Origin of the sequence: Stieleria sp. JC731 (assembly GCF_020966635.1) — a bacterium.
In the GTDB taxonomy this organism is placed as follows: domain Bacteria; phylum Planctomycetota; class Planctomycetia; order Pirellulales; family Pirellulaceae; genus Stieleria.
On the sequence record NZ_JAJKFQ010000011.1, the window covers coordinates 1308230 to 1326484 of the forward strand.

The window sequence follows — 18255 nt, forward strand, 5'->3', positions numbered from 1 at the left end:
TCTGCGATGTTGGTTTCCGCCCGAGTTCATTATGCATCCATCGCCCTCGCCGAATTGGCGCGATGTCAAACCAGTGCTACGCCTGTCGCGGTTCGTGAGATTACCAGCAAACACGACATCCCAGGGCCTTTCTTGGTTCAAATTCTGCAAGCCCTTCGCAGCGCGGGGTGGGTCCAGAGTATCCGTGGCAGCCAGGGTGGGTACCGTCTGATCGCGGACCCAAGTCAGTTGACTTTGCTGGAAATAGCCGAAGCGATCGGCTGCTCCGAATCGGCTGCTGGGAAAGATCCCGCGGCATCTGAGAAGACCTTGCTCGACAGCGAACTTCAATCGGCGTGGGATCGAGCCGGCGAGGCATGGCGTCGTGTGCTGGGCGGCATCACCTTAGCTGAAATCGTTGAACGCGCATCGACAGAAGATGGCACGATGTTTTACATCTGACGACGTCGGGCAAGCGAATTGACATCGTTTTGATTGCTAGCTCACGATTCTTAAGCGGACGGGATTATTCCGCAGAAAGTCGTTTGATTCTGAGGGACGGCGGACAGGCTGCACAACCCGAACGTACTTTGCGGCTTTCGTGCATTTCGACGCTGGTGACGGTTGCAAGGCTTTGTTGGCTGACTAGCGTGATGTGATTGGGGGATCTCTCAAACAAAGTCATCACCAACAGGTCGAAACATCATGAAACGCATTGCTCTTGCCGTCGCCGCATTGTTCGCGGTTGTCGCCGGCAACGTCGAAACCGCTTCGGCGAACAACCCTTTCGGTTATCCATTCGCTCCATTCGGTTTTTATCAGCCCTATGGCGCACAGTACGGATCCAGCTTGCAAACGCCTCCGTATTTCGCTTTGAATCCACCGGTTTATTACGGCGCCCGCTACGCGCGACCTTACGGGATGAGCCCATTTGCGGCACCACCAATGGTTGAAGCCGGTCCAGGCTATCGTGGGCGATTGGCCACTGACTTTGTCTACGCCGACTACGACAAGCCTGTCGAGACATGCAATCCATGCATCAGCCGCTCGAAATCGGTCACTCCCGTTCAGATGGGCGTTGTAAAGGCAAACCCATTCATGGCAGAGAATAAGATCGCCAATAACGAGTAATCAGCTTCGTTAGCGATTTGAAAACAGCCACTTCGGTGGCTTGTTGCGATGGAGCGCGGCATGAATCGAAGTTGCCGCGCTGTACGAAAAATCTGCGTGTGAAAGAATTCTCTGTGAAAGAATTCTGATCGAAAACACGACCAGCCATCACCCGCTGGTTGTCGAGCCAATAAAGGTGCTTTACCTCGTTGGCACAGGTCCTTGGGTCAACCGAGCGACCTCATGGATGAAATCTTTTGCGGTGTGGAATTCCTGGTACACGCTGGCAAATCGAATGTAGGCGACCTCGTCCAACTGGGCTAAATGCGCCATCACGATTTCACCGACTTCTTTGGCCGGAATTTCGGTTTCGTATTCGTTGTAGATGTTTGACTCGATCGACTGGACCAGCTGTTCAATTCGATCACTCGATACGGGGCGTTTCGAACAGGCTCGCTCGATGCCGCGGCGGATCTTTTCACGATCGAGTGGCTCGCGGGTGTCGTCGCGTTTGACAACCCGCAAGGTCTGCTGTTCGATCTTTTCGACCGTCACGAAGCGACGGCTGCAGCTGCTGCAAACACGTCGGCGACGAATCATATAACCGCCCTCGGCAGCCCGAGTGTCAATGACGCGGTCGTCGTCGCAGTGGCAAAATGGGCAGCGCATAAATAACGGTTGTTCGGCGGAGCGGACAGCTACAAATCGGACGCGAACCGACTGAGCTTACTCGCCTAGCATAGGCGACACGTTTGAATCCAAGTGTTTGGAAACGCGACTGAATCGGCGTGACTTTTCAGCTTAACAATGTCCAAAAAAACACAGAAAAAACAAGTCCGCAGAATCCAAGAGCCAGTTTGTAGCCTCGCCTGAGCCACGGCGACTGTGTTGGCCCCATGATCCGCACCGCGTTAGCGGCGGTTCTTAGATGGGAACCGTGGCTAACGCCATTCGGCTAATCGGAAAATCAGGCTTCCGCCCCATGAGCCGCACCGCGCTAGCGGCGGTTCTTGGATGGGAAACCGTGGCTAACGCCATTCGGCTAATCGGAAAATCGAGCTGCAGCCCCATCAGCCGCACCGCGTTAGCGGCGGTTTTCGCGGGGCAACTGGGGCTAACACCAAATCGGCAAATCCGATCGCGTCTACTTTGAACCGGTTTTTTAAAATCTGTCGAGCGTTCTGACTGCAATCGCGTGGCTTGCAGACGCTAAATGAGGCCAATTCGACAAGGAATGCGTTTCTTTGATAGACTGACCGGTGTGACACACCTGAATCGGGGGGCTGTCAGGCGATCCCGCTTCACACAAGGTTCACTTTTTTGGCGTCAGCCGTTCGAGATCGGCAAGTTTGCCGCCTAAGTTATTGGTGTACATCTCTTATTAGTCGATTCAGCTCGAGCGAACCCCCTTACAACGGAGCGATGGCAACCTGTGGCACTCTGGTTTTTGCAGCGAATGGAAGGGAACGTGAAGTCCGAGGTTGGCCCTTTGCAGCCGAAGGAGCTTTTGCAGCTTGTCCGCAAGGGCGAGGTGAAACCTGAAACGTTGCTCCGCAAAGACGATTCCGCTTGGTTCCCGGCGAAAGAGGTCGGCGGCTTATTCCAAGCGGCATACCGACCAGAGATCAACTACTATTGTCCTTCATGCGGCAAACAAGTCACGCAGCCACCAGTGACTTGTCCAAGCTGTTTGCGTGACATCGGAATTCGCGATGCTCGTGAAGTCAAACAAGCCGTTAGCGGCGTTGCGGCACCTGCCGGGACCGTTCCCGCCGAACCTGCTTCGAATGAAGCCGCCCGCAGCGTTCAAAATTGGCTCAAAAAGAAAGTCGCTCGGAAACAAAAATAGCCGCGGGCTTCTTTCCCTTTCGGGTCAGAAACCGGCGGCTACTGGGTGAACGATTGGCGGGGCGATTTGCCCGCTGGGTTTATTCGCTAAGTTTGCCCGCTGAGTTTGCCAACTGGGCGACGCTTAGAACTTCACTTCGGCTCCGACCGTGACGCCGACATAGAAAACATCGTCAAAGTCGAGTCGTGTTCCCAAGCGTTCGGTGATGACTGAGTCGATTTGTCCGGAAGCTGTCACGACATCGGTCAGGTACCACATTTCGCCCATCGCTCGGATGGAAAGGATTTCTCCGAGTTGGTATCGGAATCCGAGTCCCAGTTCGAACATGCCGCCGAACTCTTCGTCGTTGCGAATGTTGTGGATCAAACTGTTGCCGGTGTTCGTCAAACGGATGTTCGATTCGGCAAAGTTGAGGTAGCCACCGGCACGAAGACGCAAGTCAGTGTAAAGGTGAGGTCGGACGGGGTAACGCAGGTCCAACCCGGCTTGCAGAACCGCGATCGAGTTTTCGGGACGGCTTGCCAGAGTTCCGTAAGAGTTGAAAACGTTCTTCTGGGTAGCGTAGAGCAAGTCTTCGTCGATACGAATCAGCTTGCCACCAAAGAGAACCTTTGCAACATCCCAGCCGACCATCGTTTTGTTTAGTTCGGCACTCCAGTAGTCGCTGTCGTAAGTCAGCGTTTGCAAGTTAGCGTTCCAGAAAGGATCGATCGATTGTTGATTGATCGCGTTGCTTCCAACCAAAACGGTTGAAATGCGGCTGTCACCATCGGCCGCCACGACACGGCGATCGTATTCGATGGGGCCGGTGAAGGTGAATTCGTATCCGGTCACGCAGTTTGGCAAGTTGCCGATGGTAATCCGTGGTGCCAACTGAAAATCAAAGTCATCCAGTTCGGCACTGCGGATAAAGTTGGCGTTGACGTTACCGCGACGCTGCATGTAAACGCCTTCGACGTGAACGTAGCGGTATGGATCACAGGGAACACCACATGGGTTCGCAAGCGGTCCGTTGCCGCAACTGTTGCAACCGCCGTAGCATCCCGGTTGCATGCAGGATCGGCATCCAAATCCGACTTGTTGGATTTGGCCCAGATTGATGTCGGCTGTGTCACCCGTCGTCGAACTAAGGGCGTGTGAAATCGTACCCGGTGCCAACCGGGACGCAGCACTGTCTGCGGCCGTCGCGACTGCAGATGCCTGGACCACTTGAGTGTCCGGTCCCCATTGGTCGCCACCAAGCAAGCCGTATTGAACGCCTTGTGCTGAGGCGTCTCCGCCGCTCAAAGCAGCCATCGTTGCTGCGGCAGCGATCGTCATCACGCGAACGCATTTGCGCCAAGTGACGGAGTGGATCAGACAGATGTTCATGTCGAACCTCGTTGACAAAATCGGGGCGGAACGTTTCCGCTGGAATTCAATGGGTAGTTTTAAAGTCGTGGTGCTTGAAGTCGGATTCAAGCAATCAAATCAGGGTGTTTATTCGTTTGGCAGTCATGGCCCTAGCGAACGACTCCCTAGCGAACCATCAATTGGTCTTGGACAGGTATCAAACAGCTCTTGCGAACCATTCGGATGATCTGAGTCGCGGTGTTTTCCGATTCGCAGCTGCCTTCGACATACAGTTGGCCGCCACGCTGGTACACGACGACTTCTGATCGGGGAAAGGCTTGGCTAATCGAATCGGTCAACAGCTTTGTGTTCTCGGTTGCCTTATCGCCAGTCGCATCGACCGAGTCACTGACATCGATTCGAAAGACTTGTTTTCGAGTTGGCTGGCCGGGTTTGACATCCGCCCAAACGGTCAGTTCGGTCGAACCGAGCCCGGTTCCGATCAGCTTGAACTGATTCGCACTGGCTGCGAAAGCTTGGCAGACTGTCTTGTCGCCGATCGTTACCCCACGAAGCGTTCCGCCGATGGTCATCGAACGGACCTGAGCTTTCTTGAGGTTCAAAACAATCACGTTCTTAGCTGTTTCGGCCGGAGCCGGAATGTCCAGCTGTTGCCCTTCGGGTTTCGACGCAGCGTTGTTGTTCTGCGTTGCTGAATTGTGCGCGATCGATGTTCCGTGGTTCGATCTTGGTGGCGCCAGTGTGGGTGTCGGTGTTGGTAGGACACTTGCGGCTGCAGTGGCAGAACGTTTCGCCGAAGCGAGGTTCGCTGGCACTGGAGCAGGCTTCGTCGGATCATTGTCAACCGGCAGCTCAATCAGTGGAGCTTGCTGGCTGTCGATCAGATCGGTAATCGATGGTGGGCGTTCGGCGAATACTGGCTTGGGGGCCGTGTTGCCTGTTGGGCCTGCTACGGCAACCTGCTTCGGAACTGGACGCGATTGTCGAACGGCTTTCACCTCGGGCATCGGTGCAGCAACGACAATCGGTGGTTCTTCTGCACGGGGTGGCGGCAGCATCGGTAACTCTTCGATGCTGCTTCGAATCGATGCGTCTTCGGGATTGTTTGGCGGAGCACTGGCTACCGCCTCAGTAGCTTTCGCGACAGCCGGAGGTTCAACGACGCCGAGATGCAGCGGTTGCTTTCCGTCCTGTTGCTCCAACGTCATCTCGATTTCGATCGGAGGCATGGCGACGGCAACTGGGATGCGGCCGTCGTCAGGCTCTTGCGAAATCAGCGGTAGGGAGTTTTTCGCCGTATTGACTTGGATCGCTCCGGGACCATTCGTGTCCAAGGGCATGTCGGCCTTGGGAACGTTCGGGTTGACCTTGATGTTTTTAGGTTGGCTCTTCGCCTGATCTGGCGTTGGTACTTTCTGAGCCAAGTTCAACACGGGAGCCAACATGACCGGCGAGTCGACTTCGGCTAGATCGGCCGATGGTCCGTCATTCGATGCCGCACCAGTTTCGTCCTGTGTCGTTTCGTCTTCATCGAACGCCTCGTCAGCGACCAATTCGTCGAGACTTTCCAAGTCGACTTCGAGTTCAAGCTCTGGATTCGAATCAGAAGGTTCAACTTTCGCGGCAGGTTGTTCTTCAACTGGTTCAGTGGCGAGTTCGATTTTCGAGAAATCGATCAGCGGAGCTTCTTCGATCATCAAGCCCTTTGCGGCTGGCTTGACCGAGTCAGCTTGATCATCCGATTGCGTTTCTGCGGCGTTTGAGGCACTCGCTTGGGTCGGGACTTTCTTGTCTTCATCTGACTTGTTGTTCGATGTGTCATCTGTCGCGTCCGCTTCGACGCTATCGTCAGAGAGCGAAAAGAAGATGGGCTGAGTTTCTTCGATCTTCGCTGTTTCTGAGCGTGAATCGGCAACAGGAACGACTTGGTGGTCAACAACAGAATCGTTGCGCTGAGTCGATTGGACGGGCAGCAGATCCGGAGTTTCGGTTTCACTTGTTGCTGTCAGGCGACTACGTTTCTGGGTATCAAAGGCGTTTGCCTTGGGCGAAACCGATTGCTGCGTTTGCTTGCCTGGGGCGGCTTGGTTCGCGAATACATTCGATCCAGCTTGTTCGGCATTCGCTTCTGAAACGCTCGCGTTTGGTTGTCCGTTGAACAGCGGATTGAATTGCGTCTTGCCTTTGGCTGCATCGTTCGGTTGCACGTCCAACGACATGTCCAGGTCAATTCGGCGACCATTGGAATGGTCACCACTGGCCAGTTGGACAGGAGCGCTGGGATTGCGTCGATCAGTCGCTGTGAAAAACGGGTTTGCCTTGACGTTGCCGGCGGCATTGGATCCGGAATGCTGTTTCCGTGTAACAACGCGGTTGCCGTAAGACTTCGCAAACTCCGAATTTTGAATTAGACCTTGCGCTGGCGATTGGGTGGCCTGCGCTCGAGATCCAACCTGTTGGGCAAAAGCGACCGACTGAGTGTTCGCGAGACTTGACGACGCCAATACCAACGACATCAGCAACGCCCGCTTGGCGAGTCTGTTAGACAGTTTGACTGGTTTTGTCGTGATGTTGACGCTCTTTGCACGCATGCCGCGTTCCTGATCCGGTGATTTAGGGTCAAATGGCGAGGGAACTGCCATTCGGCCGGATGTGCCCCCCTCGGCACACCGGCGGCCCCCAGCGATGGCGCACTGAGGTCCGTTGGTTTACGTATCGGATTCGATTTGGCGTGACATTAACGATTCTCGGGCCCGCAAGGCTTGTAACGACCAAAACGCTTGTGCCGAAGGTGCCGTCAATCTGATGGAAAGCGGACAGCAAGCCCTGAACGAGTCAATCGGGATCGCCACTTGAGCTTGAGGGCACCCGTTGGTGTGGGATTTGGCGTCCCGTTGTGGCGTGGTCCGGCCATGGGGCTTCAAGGGCTGTGCGTTCCGCGATAATCTCCCCAACAGCGTTGATCAGCGAGAAAATCAAAACATGTCCGGGGACGGCAATATGACGGCAGCCCAGCCGAGGGCCGAGTTTCATCTCAGCAGCAATTTTGAGCCTGGCGGAGACCAACCTCAGGCAATCGAAAAACTGACCAAGGGATTCCAATCAGGCAAGCCTGCGCAGACTTTGCTGGGAGCCACCGGGACCGGAAAGACCTTCACGATGGCAAATGTGATTGCAAATATTGGGCGTCCGGCGCTGGTGCTCAGTCACAACAAAACCTTGGCCGCCCAGCTGTACAGCGAGTTCAAAGAGTTCTTTCCTGAGAACGCTGTCCACTATTTCGTCAGCTACTACGACTACTATCAGCCGGAAGCTTACATTCCGCAGCGCGACGTCTACATCGAAAAGGACTCGTCGATCAATGAGGAGATTGATCGACTGCGTTTGGCGACAACCAGTTCATTGGTCAGTCGCCGAGATGTCGTGATCGTCGCGTCCGTCAGCAGCATCTATGGTTTGGGATCGCCCGACGATTATCGCCAGTTGGTCGTTTCGCTAACCGTCGGCGAAACGATCCGCCGCGATCACCTGCTGCTAAAGTTGGTCGATGTCCTCTACGAGCGAAATGACTACGCGTTCGAACGAGGGAAGTTCCGTGTTCGAGGCGACAGTGTCGAGCTATGGCCCAGCTACGAAGAGTTTGCTTACCGCATCGAAATGTGGGGTGATCAGATCGAAAAGATCTCTTTGATCAAACCGGTTTCTGGTGAGACCATCAAGACAGTGAAGCAGGTATTTATTTATCCGGCCAAGCACTTCGTGATGCCTGAGAATCGCATCCAGCGAGCGCTCGCGGTGATCCGCGAAGAGCTGAAAATGCAGCTCGAAAAATTTGAAAAGCAAGGCAAGCTGCTTGAGGCTCAGCGTCTTTCGGCTAGGACGCGTTTCGATTTGGAAATGCTGGCCGAGGTCGGGCACTGTCCCGGGGTCGAAAACTACTCACGGCCACTGTCGGGAAAGCCGCCTGGGGCGACTCCGGACACGCTTTATAGTTTCTTTCCAAAGGACTTCATTACGTTTGTCGACGAATCCCACGTCACGGTCCCACAAGTTCGCGCGATGTATGCCGGTGACCGAAGCCGTAAAACGACGCTGGTCGAACACGGCTTTCGCCTGCCAAGCGCGCTAGACAATCGCCCGCTGAAGTTCGAAGAATGGGAAGAACGCACGGGGCAAATTTGTTTTGTCAGCGCCACGCCTAGTGACTATGAACTGAAACGGACCGAAGGTGAGGTCGTTGAACAGATCATTCGTCCGACGGGCTTGTTGGATCCAGAAATTGAGGTCGTTTCGGCGAGGGGCCAAGTCAACCATTTGGTCGGCGAAATTCGTTTGCGAGCCGAGCGAGATGAACGGGTGCTGGTAACGGCGTTGACAAAACGCTTGGCAGAAGACCTGTCAACGTTTCTGCAAGAACAAAACATTCGCTGCCGCTGGCTACATAGCGAATTGAATGCCTTTGAAAGAGTTGACCTGCTGCAAGAGCTTCGATCAGGTCATTTCGACTGTCTAGTTGGTGTCAACCTATTGCGTGAAGGGTTGGACCTTCCAGAGGTCTCCTTGGTTGCCATTTTGGATGCCGACAAAGAAGGTTTCTTGCGCAGCGAAACCAGTTTGGTGCAAACCATTGGTCGCGCGGCTCGGAACGCCAATAGCAAAGTCATCCTGTACGGTGATTCTGTCACCGAATCGATGCGACTGGCAATCGACGAAACGGAACGTCGTCGCGCGATTCAAATGGAATACAACGAAAAGCACGGAATCACGCCAGAAACCGTGCGCAAACGGATTAAATCCGGGATTGAATCGGAGGCAGCTAAACGGCGGCAGACCAATGCCGCCGCCCAGGAGGAATCTGAGGCAACTTACATCACCATCGAATTTATCGAGGCGCTGGAACAAGAGATGTTGGCTGCGGCCGAAGACTTGGAATTTGAACGTGCGGCACAACTCCGTGATCGCGTCTTACAGTTGAAGGAAAACATCGGCAAGCCTTTGTCTGAAGTCGAGCTTGATAAACCTAAGTCGACCGGGTCGGGACGAAATCAACGTCGCAAAGGTGCAAGACAAGTCAACAAAGGTCGCGGTAAGATTCCTCGACCCAAACGTGGCTAATCAGATCGCGTTGCTCAATGACTTTGCTAAGCAAAGGTGTCATTCGAACGATTCAATCATCGTCGACGATGGCACTCAGTTTGGACGTTTGAGGATCAAAACGGTTCATCAATGACTGAAACATTGTTGTCGCTTCATCAGGACTGTAGCGAGTTAACAACTTGAAGCGTTCAGGGATCTGAATTTCGTTCCACCACTCGTCTTTCGGCTTCCGCCATGGCGATTGCATCGTTTGACCCGGCGTTTGATTGACCCAGTCGTCTTTGAACCAGCCCCGGCGAACCTTAGTTAAATCGATGTCGGGATCAACTAGATAGGCTGGGCGACGCCCGTTAAGTGACACCAAATGCAGTGCATAGACCCTAGTTTGACTAGCGCCGATCCGTGATGCCATGCTTTGCAAGTGGTTTGCAGATTGTCGGATCAGTTCGGGATCATGCTGGCCATGAGTTAACTGATTGGGCGTCATGATGTGACTCGCCGGCACGAAGAGGTAGTCGTCGTCCGTTTCGATCTTGAACCATGTCAGGCATTCCTTGTGACGCAACATCATGCGCCAAGCGAATCTTTGTCCTCGCTCGTTCCAACTGGGCTGACCTGGCAATACCCAAGGCCGAAGCGGCAGCAACAATTGCACGAACACATAAGTGCCGGCAAGAACCGTTCCCATGCGATGCCAGCGGATCGGTTGCTCGGTGGACGAGGGTTCGCGAAGGATTGCGTCGTTTGTAAACCTCTTAGTCGCGGTGAGCAGATCGGATCCAGCATTTCTGCCCCAGAGTGACTGCGCGATTCTATTGAACAATCGTTCGATTGTTTTGGTCGGTATGAAAACAAACAGCGTTGCCAGCATGAACCAAGGGAAGACTCCGATGGTAAATATCGTCGCGTTGGTCAGATGGAAACCCAGAGCAGCGACAATTGCGAAAGGGCGAGTCCGACGGAAATAAAGTGCTGGTACGATGGCCGCATCGAAAATGATGCCTCCCCAAGCGACCAACAGGTTCATGTATGGAAGTGACATCAACGAACCCATCAGCGGCAAACCGGTACGAGCTTGGACCCATAACATCGTCGGGCGACCAGAAAGCCAATCGATGTCCAGTTTGGCGATAGCTCCGAACACATAGGGTAGCGCGAGCTGGAATCGAACTAGCCACCACTGCCACTGCGGAATCGGCGGTGGGATTTTATCGTTCTGTTTCCAGTGCCCTCGTATCCATCGGTCGGCACTGCAGCAGCGATTGCTGGGTAAAAACACACACAGCATTGCGGTGCATGCCAAAAGGTAGTCGTGGTTGTTGTAGTGTTGGCGATCAACAAGCAGAACATAGGCGACAGACAAAGAAAGGAATGCGGCATTGAGACGAGTCGCCAGGCCGATTGCAAACGCAAGTGCGGAAAGACGCATGATTTGCAGATGCCACCAGATACCGTCATTGGGCCAAATGTTGACCCAATTGAAACCGGCATACTTAAAGTACAGCTCCGGTTGCAAAAAAAGGATGCGCCAACGATCAAGTTGCAAGTATTGGTGAGCCCAGCAAAACAGCGTGACACCTAGGACCACTCGAAAGACAGCCCAGGGCGATGCGGTCATCGGCTGCAGCGCCGTTTTGGATAGCGATTCGAGGCCCGTTTGTTTGAACATCGCTCAGGAAATAAAAACGGCCAATGGATGCCGATCCATTGGCCGCGTCGTTGAATCATTGATGCAAAACGTCTATTGGTTCATGAGCGCTTCTAAGCCTGCGTCACCTGCGGCGGCATCTGGTGTCGCCGAACCATCAGCTGGCGGTGCTGGAGCATCATCCGATGGTGCACCGAAGAAGAGCGGCTGTTCGACAGTGGCTTTCTTAACCACCGATCGACCTTCGGCAAGTGCGTTCAACGCATCGACTTGCTCTTGTAGCTTTTTGGAAAACTCACGAGCACTGCCGACGGACTTGTCGTTTAAGGCGGTTTGAATATCGATCATCGCGGTCAACCATGGCTTGGTGTCTTCAAGTTCTGGTTGTGGAATCGCGGCGAGCAATCCGCCGGTGATGTTTGCAGGATTGGTAACCGAATCGGCATCTTCGATTGCGTCGAGCTTGCCGGTCAAACCGATGACGATTTGTTGCATCGCATAGTTGAGTTTCTTTCGACTCGCGGTGACTTCTGGCGGTTGTGGTTTTTCGGTCGGTCGCATCATACCGCCGCCCATCATGCTTCCTCCCATCATGCCACCCATCATCGCATCCATGTCGTATCCCATGGATGGATCTTCCATCATTTCGTCGTATGACCCGCCACCGTTCATCATCATTTCCATATCGGCAGATCGCCGCGCCCCCGATGGTTTGCTGGCCTCTTCGGATTGCTTGACGAATGATTCTGGAGGAGCCGGTTGCTGCTGTGACTGCTGCTTTTTCTCCATGCGATCAAGACGATCGATTTCGGATTGATAAGCTTTCGACAATCGGCCAGCCCATTTCTTCAGGACCTCGGCGGACTTGACATCTTCGGGCTTCAGCTTACCAGGTAGACCGCCGATTGCCGCAGCCGAGTGCAATCCGATCAAGTTTGGTTGCTGGTCGTCGGTGCTGATGCTGACCAATTGTTTTCCGATTGACGCATCTTCGCTGACATAGGTCAAAATGCTGACCGCATAACGTTGTAGGAAAGCGTGTGCGAGTTCCGATCGACCACTTGGCGGTGTCGACTGAAGCAAGTCGTTCATCGCTTGTTTCACATCAGCCAAAGCGGCTTTGTCCATGCGGGACACAGGTGTGAAGCGAGCGTAACGCTCCAAACCTTGTAGCGCCGCAGCACGAACGCCATCAGGATTGTTCGCGTCCACGTAGATGTCCCTCATGTCGGTCAAGATGAACCGATAAGGGACTGGCAGTCCGCGCTGGCCGGGGCTGGACAACTTCGAGATGAACGTGATCGCGTTGACCCGAGCAGGGATTTGATAGTTGCCGGTCGCGACTCGCTTCAATCCGATATAGAGCCACTCCATCGCTTTCTTGGTGCCAGCATTGGGAGCACGCATAGCCCGGCTGGCGATCGCGTAGGCGGGGGCCATCACGTCGTTGATTTGGTGTAACGCGTCCGGCTGAGTGATTTTTGCCGGGATGTAGTCGCGGTAATAACGCTGCAGAACGGCAAGCTCATTGGCCGGAAATGTCGAAATGTCATTGCTGGTCATGAACACACGCGTCTTGCGTTCAATTTCAGGCAAGTTGTTGTCAATCACCGGCTCGACCGGCAAAACCTCAAATTTGTTCTGCTGAGCTCGAACGTTACTGGCAAAGACGGCAAACAGGACCAACAGCAGCATTGTTAGACAGGCAACGACGAATCGCTGTTTTCCCTGCGATGCTGCAACCGCGACTGCGGTCGGCTCCGATTGGCTGGCGGAGTTGTTTGACGGTTCGAAAGAAGTCCTTGTCATGCCAAATCCATGTGAGTGGGTGATGAGTCGATTAGCCGTGGTGGGGGATGAGGAGAGGCCGGCTAAGAGCTGATGAGCCAATTTCCCTCGCATTATCCACTGATATAACGAAGGTCGTCAAACAAAATTAGGCCTAACTGCTGTAGTTCGGCGCGGTAATCACGGTTTTTTCCGACCAGATTGATCGAACTGTCGTCGATTCTGTAGATCGCGAGGATGTCCGCTGAAGTTTGATCCGCCGAATGAACGCTCATCGTAACTGAGCTGCAAGGCGGCTGTTGATCAGACCACCTAAAGGGGCGGTTCGCATGTGAAGTCGCGATGGAACCTCGCCAGAAGAGTACCCCCTGCCCGATTTGAACGAGCGTCTCAGGCGGAAAAGCCTGATGTCCTAGGCCAACTAGACGAAGGGGGCCGGCGTCGATGTTGGTGAACGGTTGATAGCTGATATGGCATCGAACGTTTTTCACCAAAGCGGCGGAATATAACGAGCTTTGCCGCTCTGGCGAAGGTTACATCACGCAGAGGCAGGAGAATTCTTAGGTGGACTGTACTTTATCAGGTCTGCGTCGTGTTCACCTAGTGTGTTCACTGACTTGGGCTAAATCGAAGGTCTGTAAGACGTAAGAACCGGCTTGGGCGGGTGTCGTTTTGCTGGGCTTAACGCGGACGCAGATCTGACACACGCCGGTTTAGTGCCTGGAATGAGCCGGTTTCCCAAATCGGGTGGCGAATGTCCGTCGACCAAGGCATGGAATGGTCAATTGGAAGTTGCTTACGGTGCAGAAAACCCCTCAGGTAGCCAACATTAGCGTCATCGCACTCGTTAAGCTTTAGTGTACGAATAATTTCAGTCGAACCTGATCTTGGGGGCGGGCAACGGAATTAAGTAGGATCGACCACGGATTGGCCCCAGAAGCAAAGTCACTACTTGCGAAGGTGAATCACAATGTCGGCAGAATGGTTTTTTATGGCCAGCGGTTGGCTGCGGAGAGCACGGCGTGTCGGACCGATTACGGAGACCGACCTATTGGCCCGAATCGACAAAGGAGAAATCTCTCCAGAAACCTTGGTTCAAAGCGTTAAAACGCGAAACAAGTGGGTGCCAATGAATAAGATAAAGCCTGCGATGGAGCGTTGGCGTCGCGCCCATCCCGAGAAAACGGAAAAGCAAAGGGCAACCTAGTCGAGGCCCACACGGCCGACGCCCGATTAGTCCCGCGTTAGATCGATTGCGGAGCAAACTATTGTCACGGCGTCCGGAACTGGCCGACTACGCGGCTATCGGTGTCGGCCCGGTGTTGATCTTCTTGATGATCAGCAGTTTGGCAACGTACTTCGTCATGTTGCTCAGTGGCGGTCGGTACGATGGCAACCTCTCTTATTTGATCATGATGTTTACGATGGGCGCCGTCGCGTGTGCTCGTATCGTCATCGAATTTGATCGCAACTACGCTGCTGTCTATACGTTCGGTCTCGGCGCAGCAATGTTCTTGGTGACATTTCGCTTTCTTGGGTCGCCGCTCTTTTCGCTGGGACTGATTGTTCTGATCTTTTATCTAGCAGACCGAATCGTTCACGATTGCACGTTGATCGATGAGAAGGTTGATGCTAGTGGTGAAGGCTTGATTGACCGCGGTTTGGATGAACTACAGACCATGCGTTATGGGGCAAAGGAAGACGCTGATGATCGTCCTCAATCGGAGCGACAGCAGAGGCGAAAGCGATCGCATCAACCCGGACGCACCGTATTTCTGTTGGCGCTTGCCGCGTTGCCACTATTCGGCTTCGGCCAGTTCATGTTGAAGGACCACCCCAGGACTTGGCAGAACGCTCAGTTGCTGCTGGGGCTGTACCTGTTTTCAAGTTTGTCTCTGTTGGTCACGACCAGTTTTCTGAACCTGCGACGGTACCTTCGCCAACGTGATGTGGACATGCCTGGCGACGTCACGATCGCTTGGCTGGCCGGAGGGATTGGGTTGATCGCCGCTCTGTTGTTGCTGTCGTACCTGATTCCGCTGCCGGGATCGATGTTGGCAAGTGTTTCGGTGCCGGAGTTTTTGAGTCCAGAGCCCACTACTGCTAGTCGGTATGGCTGGGGCGACGAGGCCGCTGACAAGAGTGCAAGCAAGGATGATGCTGAAACGGGCGCTGAGCAATCCGAACAAGGCAAACAACAGAAAGGCCAAGGCGACAACCAGAACGAGCCGACCGAATCAGGTGGCAGTCGCGCATCGGACAATGAGAACGCAAACAAAGGCGACAATCAGAATTCAAAGCAGACAACGTCGGGGGAAAGCAAGTCGAAGGATTCGCAATCACAGTCGGCATCGCAATCGGATAAGTCATCCAGTGATGATTCAAAAAACAAATCCGAAGACGCAAAATCCAGTCAATCAAAAAACAAATCAAACGACGATGCGGAGCAATCAAGTTCGCAGCAGTCGGACATGGAACAGTCGAACCAGCCGAAACCCTCCAGCGAAGGACAGGAAGACGAACAACAAGGGGATCAATCCGAGCCAGCTTCCAAACAGGAATCGAGAGAAGATGAATCGATCCCTCCCGATTCACTCGATCAATCGGACATCAAACGTGAATCACAACAGGATCGCCCAGAAGAGAATCGACAGTCCGAATCATCAACCGCTGAGTCGTCGGCGGCTTCATCCATTTCTTCGATGCTCCGCAACTTGGGATCGATACTGAAGTTCCTGATAATCATCGGACTTGTCTTCGTGGTCGCGTTCTATCTGTACAGAATTCGTGAGCAGCTTTTGAAATGGTTGCAGGGGCTGTTCGGCGATCGGGAAGCGAACTTGCCCTCGGCTGAAACACCCCAAGCGACCGCGAAGTCGGATCCGCCACGTCCCTTTTCTTCGTTTCAAAATCCGATCGGTGCCGGCGCGGACCCGCGACGAATTATCGTGGTCACGTTCCAGGCGTTTGAGGCTTGGGCGCGCGAAGGCGGATTCGTGAGGCGTCAGGACGAAACGCCTGCAGAGTTCATCACGCGACTGAATCTGCTTTCGCGTCAGCAACAGCAGGCTCAGCAACTTTTCGCGTCGACGGGCCCAGCCGCCGATCGGCTTGGAAAGGCATACGACCGGATCGTATATGGCAAGGGCAGTGCGAGTCGCCAAGATGTCGAAGCGGCTGAACGGCTATGGGATCGGATGTCCCGCCGTGAGGTGGTGGTGGGATGATCTTTGAAGCAGCAAAGCTTGTGACCTTCGACGTGTTTTTAGGCTGCTAGGTTCGATTTCCGGCCCAGAATCGAGGGCTAATAGGAACAGGCAATGTTTTTGCCCTCGGGGTTTCGCGATTGGGCGTCAACTATGGTGTTTTCGTGAGTAGAGCCGTAAACTTTTGATATGAGTTTTCGTGCCAACTTCACAGCCATCGATTTCGAAACGGCCAACCGCCGACAGGATAGCGCCTGCCAATTGGCTGCCGTGGTGGTACGAGATGGGCAGATCGTTCGCGAAAGGATGTGGATGATTCGTCCGCAGCCGTTCTTCTTCTCCGCCATTAATATCGGCATCCACGGAATTCGTCCTGGCGATGTGGAGCACGAACCCGATTTTGGCGAGCATTGGGCTGACATCTCCGAATTTGTTGGGGACGATTGCTTGATTGCGCACAACGCGATGTTTGACGTGGGTGTTCTGAAAGCTTGTTTAGAGCGACATGAATGTGAAATTCCCAGCCTGTCGTTTTCTTGTACCCGTTTGATCGCGCGGCAGGCTTGGCCTGACCGGCAGCGTTTTGGACTGAAGCCACTATCGAATTGGTTGGGTGTGGAGTTCCGTCACCATGACGCGTTGGAAGACTCCCGTGCTTGTGCCCAGGTTTTACTTGCCGCAGGTGTGTCGTCCGGTGCAGAGTCGCTGGACGATTTAGAAAAGCGATTGCGAATCAGTCGAGGGAAGTTCGGAAACTGGGGGATCAAAAACGCCAAACGTATCGATGGAAGACGATCAGGTTCCACGAAGTCTTCACCCAAACGAGCGTTACCCAAAGGCATCGCCAGTCGCCAGCTGCGACGCGGCACCGTTCGACCATTGCGGTTTCCTGCCAATCCATTTGATGAGCAGGCCATGATGCGAGAGTCATCGCCTGATTATCAATCGCCAAGCAATCGGTCATCTGGCCAGTCGCCGAAAGCAAGTTCAGGCGATGTAGCGGGTTCAGTTTCCAGCTCCGCAGCCGTTCCCGCAGCGTTCGATCATGTCGATTGGCAAAGGGTCGCGATCCGGTGCGAATTCATTCAGCCTCTGCGTGGCCGACAGGTCTTTTTTGTTGGTGAGCTTCAATCGATGTCGCAGACCCAGGCAAAGGAACTTACCAAGCGAGCAGGTGGTGAGCTTCACGATCAACAATCTGAAACGGTCAATTGTGTGATCGTTGGCCGAACGTCAACTTTCGATCGCAGCGGTCACCAAGGTGAAATCGAAATTTTATCTGAAGATGATTTTCTAAAGCGGCTCGGCGTCTGACGGTTGATTCAGACGTTTTTCGATCGCCGTTTTGATCGCATCAGCCATCGGCTCGATACCTTTATATCGCAGTGTTTCCGCAGGACAGGTTTCGATCACGCCCAAGAGCGTTTGAAGTTGTGAAGTTGACAGCTGACACAACTGGCTTTGCGTCGTACGGATGGTAAAAACGACACGCGACTCGGATTCACGTAAGTTGGCGTTGTCGCTGATGGGCACACTTGTCAACGTCTGAAACTCAACTCGGAAATAGCACCGATCCAAAGCGTTTTGAACGTTGATCGCATCACGCGATTGACTCAGCATCTTCGAATGTCGAGGCGACTGGTCTAAGGCATCTGAGGGGCGGATTCCCCAATTGCTTCGCCAAACGGTTTTGCCCGGTTTCAAACGACGAAAGAGTTTCTCGGTGGGATTCCAAAGAGCCGTTTTGAAATCTGGGACGTCGCGATGGACATCAAGAAGGGGCTTTCCCTGTTTTTCGAGAAGTGACCAGCCACTGGGAAAGCACACACAACCGCCGAGTGTTTCGAACGCATCGCGCGGCGACAGCACAACAAGATCTTCTTGAATGTTTTTGTGAAGCCATTCCCAACGTACGCAAGGTGAGGCGTCGTGCGAAACGGATTGAGTGCTACCGGTGAATGAATTGACCAGCAAGGAATCGGTTTGCTGCAAGTGATCGCTTCGGTCGATCGCCCATTTCAAAATCGGATCGATGCTTTCGTGGTCGATATCGATAAAGTAGTCATCGCGATGCGGGCCGCCGATCAATCGATTTCGTTGGGCAATCTCGTCGAGATAGTTTGCGTTCGTACCAAAGATTGCTTGGTCCGGAGTCAGGGCCGCGATTCCGAATTGATGTTCGAATGTGGAACGTTTCAGCGGGAAAATTTCAATCATCAAACCGC

Annotated in this window: 14 protein-coding genes and 1 tRNA gene; 7 read left to right on the top strand and 8 right to left on the bottom strand. The window is 53.8% G+C overall.

From position 1 onward, the window contains the following. The first annotated feature begins 6 nt into the window (after positions 1 to 6). Together LOC67_RS21695 and LOC67_RS21700 are read left to right on the top strand one after the other, a co-directional pair. On the top strand, positions 7 to 441 hold the full coding sequence (locus LOC67_RS21695) for an Rrf2 family transcriptional regulator (RefSeq protein ID WP_230264910.1): 435 nt from the start codon (positions 7 to 9) through the stop codon (positions 439 to 441). Between the two features lie 243 nt (positions 442 to 684). Then, on the top strand, positions 685 to 1110 hold the full coding sequence (locus LOC67_RS21700) for a hypothetical protein (RefSeq protein WP_230264911.1): 426 nt from the start codon (positions 685 to 687) through the stop codon (positions 1108 to 1110). A gap of 180 nt (positions 1111 to 1290) precedes the next feature. On the opposite strand, the gene nrdR is transcribed toward LOC67_RS21700, so the two are convergent. Continuing rightward, on the bottom strand, positions 1291 to 1758 hold the full coding sequence (nrdR, locus tag LOC67_RS21705; protein WP_230264912.1) for a transcriptional regulator NrdR: 468 nt from the start codon (positions 1756 to 1758) through the stop codon (positions 1291 to 1293). Positions 1759 to 2521: 763 nt separating this feature from the next. Here nrdR and LOC67_RS21710 point away from each other — a divergent pair. Then, positions 2522 to 2938, top strand: coding sequence for a GYF domain-containing protein (locus LOC67_RS21710; protein WP_230264913.1), 417 nt, complete (start codon positions 2522 to 2524; stop codon positions 2936 to 2938). A 123-nt stretch (positions 2939 to 3061) separates the two neighbouring features. On the opposite strand, the gene LOC67_RS21715 is transcribed toward LOC67_RS21710, so the two are convergent. Together LOC67_RS21715 and LOC67_RS21720 are read right to left on the bottom strand one after the other, a co-directional pair. After that, entirely contained in the window at positions 3062 to 4309 is a 1248-nt protein-coding gene (locus tag LOC67_RS21715) for a hypothetical protein (protein WP_230264914.1), read from the bottom strand. A gap of 146 nt (positions 4310 to 4455) precedes the next feature. Then, positions 4456 to 6933 carry a pilus assembly protein N-terminal domain-containing protein gene (locus LOC67_RS21720; protein WP_230264915.1) on the bottom strand — a complete coding sequence of 826 codons (2478 nt, stop codon included), beginning with the start codon at positions 6931 to 6933 and terminating at the stop codon, positions 4456 to 4458. A 358-nt stretch (positions 6934 to 7291) separates the two neighbouring features. Here LOC67_RS21720 and uvrB point away from each other — a divergent pair, with 358 nt between their 5' ends. Next, on the top strand, positions 7292 to 9406 hold the full coding sequence (gene uvrB, locus LOC67_RS21725; protein WP_230265091.1) for an excinuclease ABC subunit UvrB: 2115 nt from the start codon (positions 7292 to 7294) through the stop codon (positions 9404 to 9406). A gap of 52 nt (positions 9407 to 9458) precedes the next feature. On the opposite strand, the gene LOC67_RS21730 is transcribed toward uvrB, so the two are convergent. From LOC67_RS21730 to LOC67_RS21745, 4 genes are all read right to left on the bottom strand, one after another. After that, complete coding sequence (locus LOC67_RS21730) at positions 9459 to 11057, bottom strand: HTTM domain-containing protein (RefSeq protein ID WP_230264916.1); 1599 nt, start codon at positions 11055 to 11057, stop codon at positions 9459 to 9461. A 72-nt stretch (positions 11058 to 11129) separates the two neighbouring features. Continuing rightward, positions 11130 to 12845, bottom strand: a complete 1716-nt coding sequence (locus tag LOC67_RS21735; protein ID WP_230264917.1) for a hypothetical protein — start codon at positions 12843 to 12845, stop codon at positions 11130 to 11132. Positions 12846 to 12937: 92 nt separating this feature from the next. Further along, entirely contained in the window at positions 12938 to 13099 is a 162-nt protein-coding gene (locus tag LOC67_RS21740; protein WP_230264918.1) for a hypothetical protein, read from the bottom strand. Positions 13100 to 13186: 87 nt separating this feature from the next. Next, positions 13187 to 13260 (bottom strand) — tRNA-OTHER (locus LOC67_RS21745). A gap of 534 nt (positions 13261 to 13794) precedes the next feature. On the opposite strand from LOC67_RS21745, the gene LOC67_RS21750 reads away from it, so the two are divergent. The 3 genes from LOC67_RS21750 to LOC67_RS21760 all read left to right on the top strand — a co-directional run bounded on the left by LOC67_RS21750 (position 13795) and on the right by LOC67_RS21760 (position 17344). Beyond that, positions 13795 to 14031: a DUF4339 domain-containing protein gene (locus LOC67_RS21750; protein WP_230264919.1), complete on the top strand. Its 237-nt coding sequence runs from the start codon at positions 13795 to 13797 to the stop codon at positions 14029 to 14031. A 61-nt stretch (positions 14032 to 14092) separates the two neighbouring features. Continuing rightward, positions 14093 to 16051, top strand: coding sequence for a DUF4129 domain-containing protein (locus LOC67_RS21755; protein ID WP_230264920.1), 1959 nt, complete (start codon positions 14093 to 14095; stop codon positions 16049 to 16051). Between the two features lie 168 nt (positions 16052 to 16219). Continuing rightward, positions 16220 to 17344: an exonuclease domain-containing protein gene (locus LOC67_RS21760; RefSeq protein ID WP_230264921.1), complete on the top strand. Its 1125-nt coding sequence runs from the start codon at positions 16220 to 16222 to the stop codon at positions 17342 to 17344. Here LOC67_RS21760 and LOC67_RS21765 read toward each other — a convergent pair. Continuing rightward, positions 17324 to 18247 carry a heme-dependent oxidative N-demethylase subunit alpha family protein gene (locus tag LOC67_RS21765; protein WP_230264922.1) on the bottom strand — a complete coding sequence of 308 codons (924 nt, stop codon included), beginning with the start codon at positions 18245 to 18247 and terminating at the stop codon, positions 17324 to 17326. The genes LOC67_RS21760 and LOC67_RS21765 overlap by 21 nt on opposite strands. Between the last annotated feature and the right edge of the window lie 8 nt (positions 18248 to 18255).